This is a genomic window from Flagellimonas sp. 389, from assembly GCF_018449435.1.
GTDB lineage: Bacteria > Bacteroidota > Bacteroidia > Flavobacteriales > Flavobacteriaceae > Flagellimonas.
Genome location: NZ_JAHCMU010000002.1, coordinates 1 through 19,795, shown reverse-complemented (window position 1 = coordinate 19,795; position 19,795 = coordinate 1). Strand labels below are relative to the sequence as shown.

The 19,795-nt window shown below is 37.7% G+C and carries 18 protein-coding genes; 9 read left to right on the top strand and 9 right to left on the bottom strand.

The window, feature by feature from the left end; translation table 11 throughout:
* The first annotated feature begins 14 nt into the window (after positions 1-14).
* Positions 15-1,259, top strand: coding sequence for an RNA polymerase sigma factor (locus tag KIM67_RS01715; RefSeq protein ID WP_213829649.1), 1,245 nt, complete (start codon positions 15-17; stop codon positions 1,257-1,259).
* A 2-nt stretch (positions 1,260-1,261) separates the two neighbouring features.
* Here the strand turns inward: KIM67_RS01715 and KIM67_RS01710 are convergent, their stop codons facing one another.
* Both KIM67_RS01710 and KIM67_RS01705 read right to left on the bottom strand, forming a co-directional pair.
* Complete coding sequence (locus KIM67_RS01710) at positions 1,262-1,720, bottom strand: GNAT family N-acetyltransferase (protein ID WP_213829648.1); 459 nt, start codon at positions 1,718-1,720, stop codon at positions 1,262-1,264.
* A gap of 81 nt (positions 1,721-1,801) precedes the next feature.
* Positions 1,802-3,226 (bottom strand): Gfo/Idh/MocA family protein, encoded by a 1,425-nt coding sequence (locus KIM67_RS01705; RefSeq protein WP_213829647.1) that lies wholly within the window; start codon positions 3,224-3,226, stop codon positions 1,802-1,804.
* Between the two features lie 235 nt (positions 3,227-3,461).
* Between KIM67_RS01705 and KIM67_RS01700 the strand changes: the two genes are divergently transcribed.
* Positions 3,462-4,877 (top strand): glycosyltransferase family 2 protein, encoded by a 1,416-nt coding sequence (locus KIM67_RS01700; protein ID WP_213829646.1) that lies wholly within the window; start codon positions 3,462-3,464, stop codon positions 4,875-4,877.
* A gap of 40 nt (positions 4,878-4,917) precedes the next feature.
* On the opposite strand, the gene KIM67_RS01695 is transcribed toward KIM67_RS01700, so the two are convergent.
* The 3 genes from KIM67_RS01695 to KIM67_RS01685 all read right to left on the bottom strand — a co-directional run bounded on the left by KIM67_RS01695 (position 4,918) and on the right by KIM67_RS01685 (position 6,883).
* On the bottom strand, positions 4,918-5,598 hold the full coding sequence (locus KIM67_RS01695; protein WP_213829645.1) for an HD domain-containing protein: 681 nt from the start codon (positions 5,596-5,598) through the stop codon (positions 4,918-4,920).
* Positions 5,595-6,332, bottom strand: coding sequence for a 1-acyl-sn-glycerol-3-phosphate acyltransferase (locus KIM67_RS01690; RefSeq protein ID WP_213829644.1), 738 nt, complete (start codon positions 6,330-6,332; stop codon positions 5,595-5,597). Before KIM67_RS01690 ends, KIM67_RS01695 begins: the two co-directional genes overlap by 4 nt.
* Positions 6,333-6,472: 140 nt before the next feature.
* Complete coding sequence (locus KIM67_RS01685) at positions 6,473-6,883, bottom strand: BrxA/BrxB family bacilliredoxin (protein ID WP_213829643.1); 411 nt, start codon at positions 6,881-6,883, stop codon at positions 6,473-6,475.
* A gap of 124 nt (positions 6,884-7,007) precedes the next feature.
* Here KIM67_RS01685 and KIM67_RS01680 point away from each other — a divergent pair, with 124 nt between their 5' ends.
* The 4 genes from KIM67_RS01680 to KIM67_RS01665 all read left to right on the top strand — a co-directional run bounded on the left by KIM67_RS01680 (position 7,008) and on the right by KIM67_RS01665 (position 10,795).
* The gene (locus tag KIM67_RS01680) at positions 7,008-7,745 is read left to right on the top strand and encodes a TerB family tellurite resistance protein (protein ID WP_213829642.1); all 738 of its coding nucleotides are present in this window, start codon (positions 7,008-7,010) and stop codon (positions 7,743-7,745) included.
* 300 nt (positions 7,746-8,045) lie between these two features.
* Positions 8,046-8,630, top strand: coding sequence for a HupE/UreJ family protein (locus tag KIM67_RS01675; protein ID WP_213829641.1), 585 nt, complete (start codon positions 8,046-8,048; stop codon positions 8,628-8,630).
* Positions 8,631-8,714: 84 nt separating this feature from the next.
* A complete protein-coding gene (locus KIM67_RS01670; RefSeq protein WP_213829640.1) occupies positions 8,715-9,152 on the top strand; it encodes a dCMP deaminase family protein in 438 nt (145 codons plus the stop codon).
* A 14-nt stretch (positions 9,153-9,166) separates the two neighbouring features.
* The gene (locus KIM67_RS01665; RefSeq protein ID WP_213829639.1) at positions 9,167-10,795 is read left to right on the top strand and encodes a S41 family peptidase; all 1,629 of its coding nucleotides are present in this window, start codon (positions 9,167-9,169) and stop codon (positions 10,793-10,795) included.
* On the opposite strand, the gene KIM67_RS01660 is transcribed toward KIM67_RS01665, so the two are convergent.
* Positions 10,786-10,995 (bottom strand): hypothetical protein, encoded by a 210-nt coding sequence (locus tag KIM67_RS01660; protein WP_213829638.1) that lies wholly within the window; start codon positions 10,993-10,995, stop codon positions 10,786-10,788. The genes KIM67_RS01665 and KIM67_RS01660 overlap by 10 nt on opposite strands.
* Positions 10,996-11,011: 16 nt before the next feature.
* Positions 11,012-11,590: a MarC family protein gene (locus tag KIM67_RS01655; protein ID WP_213829637.1), complete on the bottom strand. Its 579-nt coding sequence runs from the start codon at positions 11,588-11,590 to the stop codon at positions 11,012-11,014.
* 120 nt (positions 11,591-11,710) lie between these two features.
* Between KIM67_RS01655 and KIM67_RS01650 the strand changes: the two genes are divergently transcribed.
* Entirely contained in the window at positions 11,711-12,283 is a 573-nt protein-coding gene (locus KIM67_RS01650; protein ID WP_213829636.1) for a DUF3109 family protein, read from the top strand.
* Here KIM67_RS01650 and KIM67_RS01645 read toward each other — a convergent pair.
* The gene (locus tag KIM67_RS01645; protein ID WP_298866761.1) at positions 12,273-14,231 is read right to left on the bottom strand and encodes a tetratricopeptide repeat protein; all 1,959 of its coding nucleotides are present in this window, start codon (positions 14,229-14,231) and stop codon (positions 12,273-12,275) included. The genes KIM67_RS01650 and KIM67_RS01645 overlap by 11 nt on opposite strands.
* Positions 14,232-14,246: 15 nt before the next feature.
* Positions 14,247-14,981, bottom strand: coding sequence for a LytTR family DNA-binding domain-containing protein (locus tag KIM67_RS01640; RefSeq protein ID WP_213829635.1), 735 nt, complete (start codon positions 14,979-14,981; stop codon positions 14,247-14,249).
* Between the two features lie 921 nt (positions 14,982-15,902).
* On the opposite strand from KIM67_RS01640, the gene KIM67_RS01635 reads away from it, so the two are divergent.
* Both KIM67_RS01635 and KIM67_RS01630 read left to right on the top strand, forming a co-directional pair.
* Positions 15,903-16,889, top strand: a complete 987-nt coding sequence (locus KIM67_RS01635) for a ribonucleotide-diphosphate reductase subunit beta (protein ID WP_213829634.1) — start codon at positions 15,903-15,905, stop codon at positions 16,887-16,889.
* A gap of 138 nt (positions 16,890-17,027) precedes the next feature.
* Complete coding sequence (locus KIM67_RS01630; protein WP_213829633.1) at positions 17,028-19,508, top strand: ribonucleoside-diphosphate reductase subunit alpha; 2,481 nt, start codon at positions 17,028-17,030, stop codon at positions 19,506-19,508.
* Positions 19,509-19,795: the final 287 nt, after the last annotated feature.

Genomic DNA, 19,795 nt, shown 5'->3' with positions numbered 1-19,795 from the left:
TTTAACGGCCTTTTATGCACGGTAATAACCTGACCAATACGCTTGACCACCTTTTCCGAAATGAATATGGAAAGGTGGTCGCCGTGTTGACCAACAAGTTTGGAATTTCCCATTTGGAACAAATTGAAGATGCGGCCCAAGATACTTTTCTAAAGGCCATGCAGGTTTGGGCCTATAAATCAATTCCAGATAATCCTACGGCCTGGTTGTACAGGGTTGCCAGTAATTCCCTTATCGATGTTCTGCGGAGAGATAAGAAAATAGATTTCCTAGAAGATAGACTAGTTGTGGAAACAACTACTTCGGAAAGTAAACTTTCTTTGGGCGACACGATTTCCGACAGCCAGTTAAAGATGATTTTTGCATGTTGCCATCCTTCGCTCTCACAAGAATATCAAATCATTTTAAGTTTAAAATTGATTGGGGGCTTTAGCAATAAGGAGTTGGCCGAAGCTTTATTGAAAAAAGAGGATACTGTAGCGAAATCGTTCACGAGAGCCAAGAAAAAGTTCAGGGAAGAGGTACAGTTTTTGCAAATTCCCGTGCAAATGGGTTTGCAATCTAGACTTTTCAGAGTTCTACAAGTAGTCTATTTATTGTTTTCAGAAGGATATTCCGCTACCACGGGCTCACAAGTTTTAAAAAGGGACATTTGTTACGAAGCGTTGCGCTTGGCATTATTGCTCAAGGAAAATAAGTATTGTAGACACCCTAACTTGGAAGCATTGATTGCTTTAATGTGTTTTCATGCTTCCCGGTTTGATGCCCGGTTGGATGAAAAAGGTGATTTGGTTACTTTGGAACATCAAGACAGGTCCAAATACAATGGGGAACTTATAGAAATAGGGATTCATCATTTGGAAAACGCTGGAACATCTGACAAAAACCCTTCAACGTATCATTTAGAGGCCGCCCGGTCGTATTATCATTGTAGTGCAGAGACTTTTCAAAAAACAGACTGGAAAAGTATTTTGTATTTATACGATGTACAGTTACGAATGCAATACACACCCATGTTAGCATTAAATCGCATAGTTCCATTCGCCAAAGTCCATGGTGCGGATAAAGGGGTTACAGAATTGAGAAGAACTGCTGATAAAAATGACTTTAGCAGTACTGCCCTATATTTTGCAATTAAGGCTGAATTAATGTTTGAAACCAACGATCTTGAGAATTATACGCCTACCCTTGAAAAAGCCATTGACCTATCAGAAAATGAATTGATGAAAGAACATCTTAGAAAAAAATTGAAAAAGTGATTTTATGAACTTGATTTAATCTCAAAATTAAAATGATCTACTTTTTCACGCGCTCCAAATACCGATTCATAAAATGTAACTGCTTGTTTATCTCCGGAATGTGCATCAACGAAAATGGTCGATATGTTATTTTTAGAACCCAGTTCTTTTAGGTGTTTAATTAGTTGTTTACCGATCCCTTTATTTTGAAATTCACTCTTTACGGCAATGTCGTAGATATATAGTTCGCTTTTATCAGTATAATAGTTTTGTAGTTCATAGGCGGTGAGTCCTCCTATAATCAAATCATTGGAGATGGCAACAACAGCATAAAATTCGGGCTTGGCAATTAGTTTTTGCAAATGGGCATCTGATGCGACTGTACTGTTTTCCTCAAAAACTTCATTCAGTAGCGTAACTAGCTTTTTAAAAAGAAATAGGTCTATTTTCGATAACCTAATGGTTTGTATCTTTTCTTTCATGCCATAGCCTTAAAATAACCAGGTGTTGTGTCTTTTGTTGTGAACTGCATTTTTCCGGTACTTCTCATTAACCAAAAAATACTAGCTCAATTCCCAACCCTTGCGATATTGACGGGTAACCCATTCATTGGCCTTGTCGTAATTGGTGATTTTCATATTCTCACCATCCCAAAGTAATTTTTTCCTGCCAGGGTAGTCATAAGGTGCCCAATCACCTACTTTTTTACCTTCTTGCAATACTTTATATTGATATGCTTTTACGGCAAGGTTTCCCATAAGGACTGTTTCCGTAAGTGGACCTGCTTTGGCAAAGTTTGAAGAAGTAGCTTTTCCATTCATGCATCCATCGACAAAATTGGCAATATGGCCATCAGCTCCACCCGCAATTCTGGGATATTTTGGTTCTGGGGAATTTATAAGACCTGTCATCTCTGATGGCAGTAAACGTGGGTTTTTAGAATAAGTATCACATATCAAAATTCCTTTTTCGCCATACATTATAGTGCCGCCACCGCCATCACCAATAGTTTCATCATCTTTAAGTTCATCCGGAAGGTCCGGTTTAATACCACCATCGTACCAGTTCAACGCTATATCGCCATGATGTTCATGTTCAAACTTTAAGTGTATTTTAGATGAGGGAGGGCAAGAGGGGCTATAATCGGCCTCAACAAAATCTCCAACCCAAACCGTTGTACAACTAGCCTCGGCCTCGGTAGGATAACCTAGGCCCAAAACACTAAAAGGGGTTTCCATAATGTGGCAGCCCATGTCTCCCAAGGCTCCCGTTCCAAAATCCCACCAGCCACGCCATTTAAAGGGCAAATAAGCAGCATTGTAGTCTCGCATGGCAGCGGGCCCTAACCATAAGTCCCAGTCCAATTCCTTAGGCACTCGTTGCTTTTTTGAAGGCAATGGAACACCTTGCGGCCACACAGGACGGTTTGTCCAACAATCAATAGTATGGATCTTGCCCAATAACCCAAGGTCCACCCATTCACGGGCAATCCTACTGCCATCGGTAGAAGCTCCTTGATTTCCCATTTGGGTAACAATTCCGTTTTCAGCTGCAACTTTGGTCATCAATCTTGCTTCATGTATATTATGGGTCAACGGTTTTTCAACATAGGCATGTTTTTTTTCGCGCATAAAAGGAAGTGCAATGGAAGCATGCGTATGATCAGGGGTGGCGACCATTACTGCATCTATATCCTTTAAATGTGCATCGTAAACTTTTCTAAAGTCCTTAAAGCGTTTTACATCAGGAAAGAGTTCATAAGTCTTTTGCGCGCGTTTTTCGTCCACATCGCAAAAAGAAACAAACTTTACTTTTCCCGTATTGGCCAAACCTTGTATTACGCCATTGCCCCTGCCACCTACACCAAAAGCACTTAAGTAAAGGGTATCACTGGGTGGAACATGGGTCTTACCCAGAACATGGCTTGGAACAATGGAAAAAGCAGCCGAAGCTGCCGCTGCATTTTTAAGGAACTTTCTTCTTTGCATTTTTGATGATTTAGTTGTTGCCTTGAAGATACAAAAAAGTGATAATCGCTTTACGGTTTAAAATGTTTTAAATCAACGGATTTGAAACCTGCCGAACACCAAGTTTTAACCATTAAAATGGGAAAGCGAGTCAAAAAATGTTAGTAGCAGTTGCTTTTAACGTTAAAAATTTTTGAAAGGGCGTCTAAAAAGGAGGTAACTCCGTATAACACTATGACACCTCAATTGGAACTATATGAAAATTAAAAATACTACGTATACTATCCCTCAAGAGAAAAAGGCTCCTGGGTTTATATATAAAATCAAAACTTTTTTCGAAACAGCCAATGCATGGGGTGTTTTTGTTATGGGAAGCACATTTGTATTGATGCTTGGTGCGGCCTACCTTGTCTATATTTTACAGAATGACTTTACCCAGTTTAACCTAGAACGAATGACCAGTACGCTAGGAGCTACTTTTATGATTACAGCTGGAGGACTCTTCTTGTTCAAGGCCAGCTTCTTCCTTTATACGCTATACCGCTATTTTAGATACAAACCAATTACATCAGTGACAGATGAAGAATTGCCTACTTGTACTGTAATTGTGCCTGCCTATAATGAAGGAAAGCAAGTTTGGGATACTTTAATGAGTTTAGCGAAGAGTGATTTCCCAAAAGAAAAGTTACAGTTACTCGCAATCGATGATGGAAGTCAGGATGACACATGGCATTGGATTCAAGAAGCGAAAAAAGAGTTGGGCGATTGTTTGGCCATTTACAAGCAGCCCAAAAATAAAGGGAAACGTCATGCATTGTACCGCGGATTTAATGAAGGAACAGGGGAAATTTTTGTTACTGTGGATAGCGATTCTGTTGTAGATGAAGATACTTTACGGAATCTCGTAAGTCCGTTCATTACAAACGAACAGTGTGGCGCTGTAGCTGGAAATATTCGCGTTTTAAATAATGAAAGAGCATTGCTTCCTAAAATGTTGGATGTGAGCTTTGTTTTAAGCTTTGAGTTCGTTCGTTCTGCGGAAAGCAGCCTTAATTCAGTGCTCTGTACACCGGGAGCTTTAGCGGCTTACCGAAGCAAAGCAGTTTTTGCTTGTCTTCCCGATTGGATTAATCAAACTTTTATGGGACAACCTTCGGACATTGGTGAAGATCGTGCAATGACCAACATGATATTAAAGCAGGGATACCACGTTTTGTTCCAAAGAAATGCCTATGCCTATACCAATGTGCCCGAGCAGTATCGTGGATTGTACAAAATGTTCATCAGATGGGGCAGAAGTAATGTGCGGGAGAATATAGAGATGTCAAAATATGTATTTAAAAATTTTAGAAAAGATTCTAAAGTTGGGGCGCGATTATTGTTCATTAGCCAGTCGCTAAAGATAATCATGAGCTATCCATTTTTGCTATTTATGTTATTTTTCATTGTTACACACCCATTACTTTTTGTGAGCTCAACACTTTTTAGCATTTTGGTTTTATCCACATTTCCGGTCATATTCTATGCAAAGCGATATGAACTATCAGAATCATTCTGGGCGTATTCGTATAGTATTTTATATACCTTCGGATTGTTTTGGATTACTCCTTATGCCATTGCCACGGCCAATAGAAGAGGTTGGTTGACCAGAGGTTTACCCGAAAAAAAATAGATTGGAGTTAAAACTATATTAGTTAGCCAGTTGTAAAAAATTATGTTTTTCGTAGCTGGCTAATTTTTGAAGGACTCCATTCGCTATAAAACTGCTCTAAAAACCCCAACATATATTGATGTCGCTTTTCCGCAAGTTTTTTACCTGTTTCGGTATTCATCTTATCCTTTAGCAATAGTAGCTTTTCATAAAAGTGATTGATTGTCGGCGTATTGGATTTTTTATACTCCTCTTTGGTCATATTCAAGTTGGGAGAAACATTTGGGTTGTAAAGTTCCCTGTTCTTGAACCCCCCGTAATTAAAAGCTCTAGCGATACCAATAGCTCCAATAGCATCTAAACGGTCAGCATCCTGTACTACATGCAATTCTTTTGAAGTAAATATACTCTGCTTTTTTTCCAAACTATTTTTGAACGACATGTGTTTTATGATATTGACAACATGTTCGATTATGTAGGTACCTACTTCTCTTGATTCTAAAAATTCCTTAGCTATTTTAGGCCCAACTGATTCATCGCCATTATGAAATTTTGGGTCCGCAATATCATGTAATAATGCTGCCAATCGCACTACCAATGTATCTACTTTTTCTGAGTTTGAAATCAATTTAGCTGTCTTGAAAACACGTTCAGTGTGAAACCAATCATGACCTCCTTCAGCACCATTTAGTGTTTGTTTCACAAAATCGATGGTTGCTTCTATAAGTTTGGAATTCTTCATTTCTTTACTAGTACACCTGCTGTAATCTGATGCTCGGCTTTTGCTATGAGTTCATCAAAATCCCCATTGTTTTCAAAGGGTTCATGGACTTTAAACCATAGATAAGAACCTAGTCCCATTGGAAACTTACCAAAACGAAGTAACTTCCAAGAATTATTAATGCTTATTGGTACAATTAAGGCAGATGGTGCATTCTTCATAAGTATCTTTAAGCCCGTAGCATGAAACCTTTTAGGAACTCCCGTTCGGCTACGAGTACCTTCAGGAAATATAACGGCACTCCTATTATGTTTTTCTATGTAAGCGCCTAGCTTTCTCAATTCTTGAATGGATTGCTTGGAATCTTTTCTATCGATAAGTGCGGATCCACCATGCCTCAAATTGAACGATACACTAGGTATGCCCCTACCCAACTCAATCTTGCTTACGAATTTTGGATGGTGTTTTCGCATATGCCATATGATGGGGGGAATGTCGTACATACTTTGATGGTTCGATACAATTATGAGTGGTCTGTCTGTCGGAATCTTGTGTGCGTTTTCAAATCTATAGCGTGTGCCCAAAACATTTGTGCACCGCATTAAAAACCAATTTAATACTGCTACACTTTCCCTATGTGCGTTATACCCAAAAACCTTTAGGCAAAACCATTGTATGGGATGAAATATGACCAATGCCAATCCAAAAAAAATGAAAAAGAGTATAGTCAAAGGATAAGAAAGCAATTTTTGCATTACTACGTTCTTTTTAAAAGCCAATTTGGCAAAATCTCAACAATTATACAGATGAAATAGTATCTTTGTTACAAAAAACAAGTAAAAATAAAAAACCACCTCAAAATGAGATGGTTTTTTCATTGTGTTTGAATCTTTACCTAACAGAATTCATTATAGGCCTCCATTAAGTTTTCTGCAATTAATTCTGCAGGTCTGCCTTCAATATGATGCCTTTCTATCATGTGCACCAATTCACCATCTTTGAACAAGGCCATACTCGGAGATGACGGAGGGAATGGTACCATACGATTTCTTGCCGTGTCAACAGCATCTGTGTCCACACCTGCAAAAACAGTCACCAAATTAGCAGGTTTTTTGTCATTTTGAAGACTCAGCTTAGCGGCAGGTCTTGCATTTGCAGCTGCACATCCACAAACAGAATTGACCACTACCAATGTGGTCCCTTCTTGTTTTAGTGCATTTTCAACTGCTTCACTTGTATATAATTCTTCAAACCCGGCAGAAGCTAGGTCCGCTCTCATAGGTTTTACCAATTCTTCAGGATACATAGTCTTATTTTTAATTCACTGTCAAAGATACGGTTTTTGTCGAATTTTTTTCAGAGGTCTTACCATTGCATAGCGGTTTCTTTCCCTTGCAAAGTCCTATCTTTGAGGTTTAATAGACATAATCATGATTAAGTGGGTAGCCGCCTTTTTAGGCTATTTTATATTTCGGTTTCCAGGAGCTGTGTTGGGATTTATTGTTGGTAGTCTTTTGGATAATCTGGGAGGTTCCGGTGCGGGCGGAAGAACTGTTTTTAGAGATTTTACCCAGCAAAATGTATCTCCTGCAGATTTTGAATTGAATTTGTTGTCTCTATGCTCTATAGTAATCAAAGCAGATGGGCAAGTGAGTCAAAGGGAGTTGGACTATGTGCGACAATATTTTTTGAGTACTTACGGTAAGGAGAAGGCAAATGCCATTTTCCGAACATTTAACGATGTGGTCAAAAAGAGAGAGATTTCTGCTCAGCGCATCTGTACATATTTAGTTCAGCGAACCCGGTACGAAATACGGTTACAATTAATACATTTTTTATTTGGAATAGCGCAAGCCGATGGTCAGCTAAGTAAGGCCGAGCTGGACAAGTTGAAAGAACTGGCAGGCTATCTAAAAGTGGGTCACCATGATTTTGAGAGCATAATGGCCATGTTCATAAAATCTGCTGACAATGCATATAAGATTCTTGAAATAGAAAAGTCAGCCTCTGATGACGAAGTGAAAAAAGCGTATAGAACAATGGCAAAGAAATATCATCCTGATAAAGTGGTTACTGAAAACGAGGCTATTAAAAAAGGTGCTGAAGAAAAGTTCAAGGAAGTACAAAAGGCATACGATACCATTCAAAAGGAGCGGGGATTTGTTTAATTTAGTGGTTAGTGGTTAGTGGTTAGTGGTTAGTGGTTAGTTTAGCGATGCTTAAGTCGCAAAGTACGAGATATACAGTTTGAACTATAGTCCATGATGTTGATAGTTTGTGAATGATTGAAGCTTTCTTTGTTGAATGAAGGTATTGGGTAAGAGATTAATGGGGTGAGAGGTAAAAGGTGTTCGTAGAAAGTTGGCTTCCTATTCAGAAAAGCACACTTTTGAACAACGAACAACGAACAACGAACAACGAACAACGAACAACGAACAACGAACAACGAACAACGAACAACGAAATAAATGCAAGAATTTTGGTTTTATGTAAAATTGGGACTGAACCACGTACTGGATTTTGGTGCCTATGACCATATTTTGTTTTTATCGGCATTGGCTATTCCTTTTACTTTTAAAAGCTGGAGAAGGGTGGTTGTTTTGGCAACTGTTTTTACCGTAGCACATTGTATCTCATTGGCACTGTCTGCTTTCGATATATTTACTGTAGATGTAGGATTGGTAGAATTTTTTATTCCGATAACCATTCTGCTGACAGCACTCTTCAATTTAATTTATATGACTAGGGGCACCAAAGATGTTGGAATGTTTTTACACACATTGGTAACCGCTTTCTTTGGACTTATACATGGATTTGGATTTTCCAATTATTTTAAAATGCTAATGGCCGAAGAAGAAAACAAGGTCACGCCCTTATTAGGTTTTGCTACGGGTATCGAATTTTCGCAAGTAGCTATCATTTTATCGATACTTGGTGTTGCATTCATGGTTCAAGACTTAGTGAGGATAAAAAAAATCCATTTTATTGCTGGTGCATCTATTTTAGTCATATGCATTACAATACCCTTACTGATTGCCACGTTTCCCAAGTAGAGCCTTCGTTAAATTTAATCGAATAAGGTTGTAAGGGTCTGTTAAAGCAGGTATATTTATTTAAAAATTGGCTATTTCCAATGTATGAAGGAGGGTAAACAAGAGAAGTACGACAAAGCCTATCTGCGTATGGCCAAAGAATGGGGAAAACTTTCCTATTGTGAACGAAAACAGGTGGGTGCCATCATCGTAAAAGATAGAATGATCATATCCGATGGATATAATGGAACACCTACCGGTTTCGAGAATATATGCGAAGATGAGGAAGGATATACAAAGTGGTATGTCCTACATGCAGAAGCAAATGCTATCTCAAAAGTAGCCTCTTCTACACAATCATGCGAAGGAGCAACTCTCTACATAACATTATCACCTTGTAGGGAATGTAGTAAGCTCATTCATCAATCTGGCATAAAACGTGTAGTGTACCAAACTGCATATAAAGATGATTCTGGATTACAGTTTTTGGAACGTGCGGGGGTAACGACCCATCATCTGCCTATTTTAGAAGAAATGGTATAATTGCCATTGATGTTATGGAGAAGAAGAACAATTATTTATGGCCTACACTGCTCGCTTTTGCGGTGGCTATTGGAATTTTTATAGGAGGAAAGCTTCATTTTGGTGATACCCCAGAAAAATTATTCTCTACCAATTCCAAAAAAGATAAGCTGAACAGGCTAATAGATTACATTGACCATGAATACGTTGATGAAATAGATACGGACAGTATCGTGGACGTTACCGTGAACAATATATTGGGTAAGTTAGATCCACATTCGGTTTACATACCCAATAGTGAAATGGAGCAGGTCTCTGAAAGTATGAAAGGAGATTTTGTGGGTATAGGAGTCAGTTTTTATATGTACAAAGATACCATCACAGTGATACGAACTATAAAAAACGGCCCAAGCTATATGAGCGGTATTAAGCCTGGTGATAGAATATTGGTTGCAGATAACGATACACTTTTTGGAAAGCGAATACCAAATAAAACTGTTGTTTCTACTCTAAAAGGAAAAATAGGAACAAAAGTAGATTTAAAGGTATACCGAAAGTCTAAAAACAAAATTCTGGATATTACTGTGGTGCGGGATAGAGTGCCCATTAAGAGTGTAGATGCGTACTATATGCTTACAAGGGACATGGGCTATATAAAAATCAATCGTTTTGCGGAATCTACCTATGGTGAATTTAAAGATGCATTACGAAAACTAAAGCTTCGTGGCGCCGAAAAATTAGTATTGGATTTAAGAGACAATCCAGGGGGTTATTTGGGCATTGCAGAGAAGTTGGCCGATGAATTTTTGACCGACGACAAACTCATTCTTTTTACCAAGAATAAAAAGGGGAGAATTAAAAAAGCTTTTGCTACAAGAAAAGGTGATTTTGAAAATAAACCTGTGTATGTTCTGATTAATGAGCGCTCGGCATCAGCGAGCGAGATTATTGCCGGTGCTCTTCAGGATAATGATATTGGTACTATCGTTGGAAGAAGGTCTTTTGGTAAAGGTCTTGTACAGCGCGAAATGGATTTAGGAGATGGCTCAGCAGTACGTCTAACAGTTTCAAGATATTATACCCCAACAGGAAGATCTATTCAAAAATCATACAAAAAAGGCCATAAGGACTATTACCAAACATTCTTGGACCGTTATCGTAGTGGAGAGCTCATTTCCGTGGATAGTATAAAAGTGGCCGACTCGTTAACCTTTAAGACACCAAAGGGGAAAGTTGTATACGGTGGTGGTGGCATTATTCCTGATGTGTTTGTACCCATAGGAAGCAATGAAGAAGAAGCCATAGATAGTATGGACGATACGTACGAATTCTTTTCACGCTTTATTTTTGAACACTTGGAAAAAGACAGGCTACAATACTCCAGTCTCTCAAAAAATCAGTTTTTGGAAGAATATAAGGTGGATGATATCCTTTTTGACGAATTCATAGATTTTACGCTCAACAGAAAAATAAAACTAGATTTTTATGCGCAGGAGGAGCGAATAAAGGCATATCTCAAAGCGAATATTGCAGAACAACTGTTTTCCCCAAATCTATCTGCCCAGATAAAAGGGAACTACGACGCTATGCTGGAAAGAGTCAAGAAATTGGATTCTTCAATCTTTGAACAACCAGAAGTTGGAGCGTTAAAACTTCAGGATTGATGCCCTTTTATTTTTTTATCTATTTTTTTAGATACCATAAAAATAAGAAGCAACATCACAGCACATAATGAAGCTAAAATACCTATTAAGGCGATACTACTGTCACCTTGTAAAGGATTATTGAAATCCAGTAAGGTAACGTTATAGGCAATCAATGCCAAAGCCAAAATAATCAAGACAATAAAAAGTGTTTTTTTCATAGCTGTTAATTTGATGTTATGTTGAAAACATCTGGTTAACATTAGTGGCAAAGAGCTTGACCGCAATTGCCAATAGAATAACCCCAAAAACCTTGCGAATAACGCTAAGTCCGTTTTTGCCCAAAACCCGTTCTATTTTAGAACTGGACTTTAACACCAGATATACAAAGATAATATTTACAACAATCGCTACGATAATGTTTTCAACATGATATTCGGCTCTCAATGTTAAAATGGAGGTCAATGTCCCTGCACCCGCTATAAGAGGAAAGGCAATAGGAACTATGGAAGCGGTTTCTGGCATGTCATCCCTAAAGAGCGTAACCCCCAATACCATTTCAATAGCAAGGAAAAAAATTACGAAAGCACCGGCAACCGCGAAGGAATTAACATCGATTCCGATCAATCCAAGAATACTATCACCTACAAAAAGAAAAGCGGTCATAATAAAGGCAGCTACTATAGATGCTTTTTCAGATTGAATATGGCCCACTTTATTCCGTAAAGAGATGATGATAGGGATACTGCCCAAAATATCGATTACCGCAAAAAGAATCATGCTGGCCGTAACAATTTGCTTAAAATTAAAATGCATCGTCAAATTTTTAAGGGTGCAAATTTACGCTTAAAAATTCCTTTAAGATGATATAAAAAGATATAGAAAACATCAAATTTTACGTTTTGGACTACCTTTACCGCAAAAGTTGATACAACCATGTTCCAAATAGGAAAAACTATTGTTTCTGAGGAGATTATTGAAAATGATTTTGTATGTAATTTAAGTGCATGTAAAGGTGCTTGCTGTGTGGATGGCGAATATGGCGCTCCCTTGGAAGATTATGAAACAGAAATACTGGTGAATGTTTTTGAAGCTGTAAAACCATATTTAAGACCAGAGGGAGTAGATGCCATTATGGAACAAGGTGCCTTTGTTAAGGGAGAGGATGGTGAATGGGAAACACCTTTGGTGAACAAGAGTGAGTGTGCCTATGTTATTTTTTCTGAAAAAGGAGTTGCAAAGTGCGGTTTGGAAGCGGCTTATAACGATGGAGCCACGACTTGGAAAAAACCCGTCTCTTGTCATTTATACCCCATACGGACCAGAGAATACAGCGAGTTTACAGCAGTAAACTATCATAAATGGGAAATTTGTGATCCTGCCTGTAGTTTGGGCGAAGAACTAAAAGTCCCTGTCTACAAGTTTGTAAAAGATGCACTGATCAAAAAATTTGGGAAGGCATGGTACTCAGAACTGGAAACTGTGGCAGCGGAAAATTCTAAATCGTAGGAATATCCAAGATAACTTTTGTCCCTTTGGGATTTCCGTTTTCATTGAACAGATCTATAATATCAACTTCAAATTTGTTTTGGTAGTCTTTGGAAAAGTTTGCCAACCGTTCTTTGGTAATACGAATGCCCACAGACTTCCTTTTTAATACCCTATTTTCTTTGTTGGTCTGTGCTGCGCCTCTTCCTACACCATTGTCCGTAATTTCTATAGAGATATGGCTTTCGTTTTTCTTTTTGATGTTTACATGGATTTTCTTTTCCCCTTCTTTAGGAGATAGACCATGCCATAGGGAGTTCTCTAAAAATGGCTGTAATGCCAAAGAGGGGACCTTTATGTTTTCGGTATTAACGGTATCATCTACGGTAATCCTAAAATCTATTTCATTTGAGAATCGTATGTTTTCAATATTCATGTAGAGTTCTACGGTTTCTAATTCCTCTGCAAGGGTAATCTCCTTTAATGAAGACGCTTCCAATATCTTGCGCACCAATTTGGAAAATTTGTTCAGATAATGGACAGCATTTTTTTGCTCATTGTTAATGATATAAAGTTTTATGGAATTTAATGAGTTGAACAGAAAATGAGGGTTCATCTGGCTGCGCAATAGATTTTGTTCCAAGCTTAATACTCTTTTTTCATTTTTGCTTTGGTATTGTCTGTAAAGAATATAGAGAATGGAAGCGATTAGGCCTACTATGAGCGTACTAACGAGCAATGTAGTCTGGTTTTTTCTAAGCCTTAACCGAACAATCTCATTTTCCTTGGCAAGAACAGAGATTTGGTTGTTTTTTTTATCAGCTTCATAACGAACGATAACATCGTTCATATACCTAAAATTGGTTGCACTGGAAATTTCTTCGTCATATTCATCTGCCCTTTTGTAATATTCATATGCTTTCTGATAATTACCACTTCTTAACTCAAAATCTGAAAGCTTTTGATACCCATAGAGCACGTTGCCCGGCATATTATGAGTTCTTGCCATATCCAGACCATCGTTTATAAATTTCTCCGCTTTATCAAAATTTCCTAATTCCGTATGTGCCCATCCGGTATTGATGAAAACTGAGGAGGTAACATAAAAATCACCAACATTTCTGGTCTGTTCATAGAGCGGTTCTAAAAGGACTAGGGCAGCATATGGCATATTTTGCTTCAAATAGATTTGCGCTATACTATTCTTGCAATAGATTCGGCCAAAATCAGAATCAATTTCTTCATTGTACGCCAATGATTTTCTATAGTTTTCTAGTGCTCCTTCTAAATCGCCCTTTTGTTCAAGACATCCCCCTATGTTTTGATGGTTGATGGCTAAACCTAATTTATTGTCTAGTTCTTCTTCAAACTTAAGCGCTCTTTTAAACTGTATGATAGCTAAATCATATTGTTCCAGTGCTTTATAAAGATTTCCAATACAGTTTAAGGAGACATTGATACTTCTTTTTATATGATGGGACGGGTTTACAACATCCTCTGCCAGTTCTAGTGCCTTTTGGTTATAGTCCAAGGCGGTCTTAATGGCATCTGTTCTTCTATAGACCACCCCCAGCATATTGAGAGCTCTTACCTTTAGTTCTGTATTATTGGCTTCCTCTGCAATACGTAATGCTTCTTGATGAAGGTCTGCGGCCTTTTTAAATTGTGATATGTTCCTATACTTGGCACCAATTTGGTCTAGAGCATACGATTCTCCTTCCAAATACTTTTCTTCTTTGCACAAATTGGCAAAATAGCGTAATAGTGTAGTATCCCTTTTTTCAATTTGTAATTCGGTATCCAGCGTAAGGTAGGTTTTAGGCCTCATGGATACTAGCTTTTCTGCTTTTTCTTTAAATGAATCTGGAATTTCTTGAGCTGTTACGGTATAAAAAGCCAGAAAAAAAAGAAGTGTAGTTTTTTTTTGTGATCGCAGGTTTTCGGTCGTTATCAATAGTTTTTTAAGCACAGGCGGTTTGGGAAGTTACAGCATATCCAAAAAATCGGATTTCTTTTGCCGGGAGACGGGAATTTTATGATTTGATTCTAAAACTACATAACCGTCCGTTTTTAAAAACTCTTTTATCTTATTGAGATTGATGATGTATGAATTGTGTATTCTAAAGAAGCTATTGTCCGGCAATAGGTTGTTCACCTCCTTAAGTTTTTTGGTGAGTAATATTTTTTGCCCATCACTAAGAAAGATGGTACTATAGTTTCCATCCGACTCTGCATATAATATGTCATCACTATTCAGGAACAACAATTTACCATCCGTATTTATGGTTATTTTTTTACTTTGGGATTCTGCATTGAAGTTAAGCAGAATTTTTTCCAACTTTTCAATCGTCAGATTTTTTGCATTATATTTTTTGATTTTAGTAATTGTCTCGCGAAGATCATCTGTATCTATGGGCTTCAACAAATAATCAATAGCTTCGTTTTTTAAAGCCTGCAGAGCATACTGGTTATAAGCCGTTGTAATAACGACAGGAAAATCTTTGTTTTTTAGGTTCTTTATAAATTGAAAACCATCCATGGTCGGCATTTCTATATCCAAAAAAAGGCAGTCTGGAGTATTTTTTTCAAGATAGTCCAATGCTTCTTGCGCATCTGTAAAAGAAGCTATTATATCCACCTCATCACTCAAATTGGTTAATTCCCAACTCAAGCTTTGCAAAGCTTTTACCTCATCATCAACTATAACTGCTTCTAACATTCCTTAGTTTATATGCTATACTATCAAATTTAAGATTATTCTACTCAGGGTATTCAAAAATATGTGCTAATGGACATTTTGGGCTTATAACTGGTAAAAAAACCGAGGCGATGTACATATTGTAAAATTTTTCTTAAAAGCCGATTTCTTTTTTCTATCGCATTACATTCATGCTAAAAGACTAAAAACCAACTATACACAAAAAATAACCGTTTATACATACCGTGTCATTTGCGACCTGTTTGTTTTATACATTCACAATGTCAAAAATTAGTAGACAACCAAAACCAAACTCAAATGAGAAAATGTGTTGTATTATTCGCAATTTTGATATTTGCTCTAATTTTCGCTGCTATTTTAGAGAACAAAGAATTGAAAATGCAGCCAGATTGGGAAGAGATAGTTGTAAAAGATTAATGGCTTCCAATCATAAAAGTTCTTAAACATTAACATTACCAATAAACGTACGGCCAGGGCAACCAAACTCTTGATTATAGAAACTGCTTGCAACGTATAACCCTTGGTTGCGTTTTAGAAAGAAAGTTGACTTTGGGTTTCGGGGGAACTACCTAAAGCCAAAATAATTCTAAAATACAAACTAAGTTGGCCGTACAATTTTGGTGATGTCATATCGCTCCATGAACCTTGTTATAGTATAGTAGATTTAGACCAAAAAGTATTTATAAATATACTTTTTGGTCTTTTTTATTATTGTTGAATCTTACCAAAAAATATACTCAAACACCATATTTTAAAAAGTCTAGCGAACATCACTTGCGAGCCTAGATTTCAACATGTTGTGTTAAAAACTTTGTTTTCAATTTGATAAAACAAAGTTTATAATCTGGATGCATTTTTAAATCTTTGTTTAGCTTGTAGCTAAAATATTTCTTCCAGAGTATAACCTTTTAACAAATAAAGATGTCCGAAGCAGTAGAACCGATTTTAGAAGAGAATGAAGACAGATTTGTGATTTTCCCTATTCAACATCATGATTTATGGGAATGGTACAAAAAATGTGAAGCTTGTTTTTGGACTGCGGAAGAAATCGATTTGCACCAAGACTTAACAGATTGGAACAACAAATTAAGTGAAGATGAACGCTATTTTGTGAAGCATATTTTGGCCTTTTTTGCTGCTTCCGATGGCATTGTCAATGAAAATTTGGCCGAAAACTTTGTAAACGAAGTACAGTATTCCGAAGCCAAGTTCTTTTACGGGTTTCAGATTATGATGGAAAATATCCATTCTGAAACATATTCTTTGTTAATAGATACATACGTAAAAGACGAAAAGGAAAAGAATGTCCTTTTTAAGGCCATAGAAAACTTTCCCGCAATTAAAAAGAAGGCGGACTGGGCGTTGAAATGGATAGATTCTCCAAGTTTTGCGGAACGATTAATTGCTTTTGCAGCAGTAGAGGGTATTTTCTTCTCGGGAGCGTTCTGTTCTATTTTTTGGCTGAAGAAAAGAGGACTTATGCCGGGATTGACCTTTTCCAATGAACTAATATCTAGAGACGAAGGAATGCATTGTGACTATGCGGTGCATTTGCACAATAAGCACTTGATAAATAAAGTGCCCAAAGAACGTATTACTTCGATAATAGTGGATGCTCTTAATATAGAAAGAGAGTTTATCACCGAGTCACTCCCTGTGAGTCTTATTGGAATGAACTCTAAATTAATGACACAGTACCTAGAGTTTGTAACCGATAGGCTTTTGGTGGAACTGGAATGTGAAAAAGTATACAACTCCACCAATCCTTTTGATTTCATGGATATGATTTCATTACAGGGAAAGACCAATTTCTTTGAAAAAAGAGTGTCAGAATATCAAAAAGCAGGTGTTTTGAACAAAGAAAAAGATGCTGATGCCCAAAAAATCAGTTTTGACGCTGATTTTTAAATAGACCACAGCCTAAAAAAATCTACCCCAACTGTTCTTTATCATTCTTGACCAAATCTGTATTACGATATCCGTAATACATACCAAAATGTAACAATGGTTTGACTTGTCATGCCATATTAAAAATATTTGTAGCATATGTTTGTAGTAAAAAGAGATGGAAGAAAAGAGCCGATGATGTTCGATAAAATCACGGCCAGAGTAAGAAAGCTTTGTTATGGCCTCAATGGTTTGGTCGACCCTGTGAAAGTGGCTATGCGGGTCATTGAAGGTTTGTATGATGGAGTAACTACTTCAGAACTTGATAATCTTGCTGCGGAAATTGCGGCGACGATGACGACTACCCATCCAGATTACGCAAAACTGGCTGCTCGTATTTCCGTTTCAAATCTGCACAAGAACAGTAAAAAGTCCTTCTCTGAAACCATGAAGGATCTGTACGAATACGTGAATCCAAGAACTGGTAAAAAAGCGCCGCTGTTATCGGACGAAGTATATAAGGTAATTTCTGAAAATGCCGATAAATTAGATTCAACGATTATTTATAATCGAGATTTTGGCTACGACTATTTCGGTTTTAAGACATTGGAACGTTCGTATTTGCTCAAGATCAATGGTAAGATAGCAGAACGTCCACAACATATGCTCATGAGGGTTGCAGTTGGGATTCATTTGAACGATTTGGACTCGGTAGTAGAGACCTATGAGCTCATGTCGAAAAAATATTTTACGCACGCTACACCTACCCTTTTTAACTCTGGAACACCAAAACCACAAATGTCCTCTTGTTTCCTTCTAGCAATGAAGGATGATAGTATAGATGGCATTTACGACACCCTAAAACAAACTGCCAAGATTTCCCAGTCAGCAGGTGGAATAGGACTTTCTATACATAATGTTAGAGCAACCGGATCCTACATTGCGGGCACCAATGGAACATCCAACGGAATTGTTCCAATGCTTCGTGTTTTTAATGACACGGCCCGTTACGTGGATCAAGGTGGAGGCAAGCGAAAAGGAAGCTTTGCTATTTATGTAGAACCATGGCATGCGGATATTTTTGACTTTTTGGATTTGAAAAAGAACCATGGAAAAGAAGAAATGCGTGCCCGTGACCTTTTTTACGCGATGTGGATTCCCGATTTGTTCATGAAACGAGTAGAAGCCGATGGGGAATGGACATTGATGTGTCCAAACGAATGTCCAAACCTTTTCAGTACCCACAGTGAAGAGTTTGAAGCACTGTACACCAAATATGAAGCAGAGGGAAAAGGGCGTAAAACCATAAGAGCCAGAGAACTTTGGGAGAAAATTTTGGAGTCCCAAATAGAAACGGGAACCCCGTATATGCTTTACAAAGATGCAGCAAACCGAAAGAGCAACCAGAAAAATCTGGGAACTATCCGTTCTTCTAACCTTTGTACTGAAATTTTGGAATATACCTCACCAGATGAGGTCGCTGTATGTAATCTTGCATCGATTGCATTACCCATGTTTATTAAGAATGGAGCATTTGACCATAAAGAACTTTTTAAGGTTACAAAGAGAGTCACTAAAAATTTAAACCGAGTAATAGACCGCAATTACTATCCTGTAAAAGAAGCTGAAAACTCCAACATGAGGCATAGGCCAATCGGATTGGGAGTGCAAGGACTTGCAGATGCTTTTATCATGTTACGATTGCCCTTTACAAGTGACGAAGCTAAAAAGTTGAACCAAGAAATTTTTGAAACACTTTATTTCGCAGCGGTTACAGCTTCGATGGAGGAAGCAAAAGAAGATGGAGCTTACTCAAGTTATAAAGAATCCCCAATGTCGAAAGGAGAGTTTCAACATAACCTTTGGGGAATTGAGGACGAAGAACTATCTGGTAGATGGGATTGGAACAAATTGAGAAAAGAAGTCAAGAAACATGGTATACGCAACTCGCTATTGGTCGCTCCCATGCCCACGGCCTCAACTTCACAAATTTTAGGTAATAATGAATGTTTTGAACCTTATACTTCCAACATTTATACAAGAAGAGTACTTTCCGGAGAGTTTATCGTGGTCAATAAACATCTTTTAGAGGACTTAGTGAAACTGGGACTTTGGAACGAGAACCTAAAACAAGAATTAATGCGTGCCAATGGTTCCATACAGCATATTGATGGTATTCCAGAAGATATAAAAGAACTATACCAAACGGTATGGGAGCTTAGCATGAAGGATATTATAGATATGAGCAGGCAGCGAGGCTATTTTATTGATCAGAGCCAATCCCTGAACCTTTTCATGGAAAATGCGAATTACCCAAAATTGACCTCTATGCATTTTTATGCATGGAAGAGCGGCCTCAAAACGGGCATGTACTATCTAAGAACCAAAGCAGCTGTGGACGCTATCAAGTTTACATTGGACAACACCAAAAAGAAAGAAATTCCAGTTAGCGTTGCAGCTGAAGCTGAAGTAGTCGCCACTACCCCCAATGCTACCACTGAAGAGCTTAAAATTGAGACTACTCCGGTAAGTCAACAAGAAGTGGACATACAGCCAATGACGGCAGAAGAGATGAAAGAAATGATTGCACGGGCCAAAGAAGGCCAAGCGGACGATGATTGCTTAATGTGTGGATCATAGTTTATACTGAACTTATCAGTATGTGATAGTGTTTATTAAATAAACGCCTCGGGAAAGTTTATTATAAAATGAACCTTTCTTGGGGTGTTTTTGTTTCCAGAACTCAGAAAATAGATTAAAGAAAGAAGGCTAATAGTTTATTAGTTGTTCAAAAACGTATATTATTTTAATTCAGAACTGTACATCCATAAAATCACATTTCGTACTTTTCACCTAACACCTAACACCTAACACCTAACACCTAACACCTAACACCTAACACCTAACACCTAACACCTAACACCTAA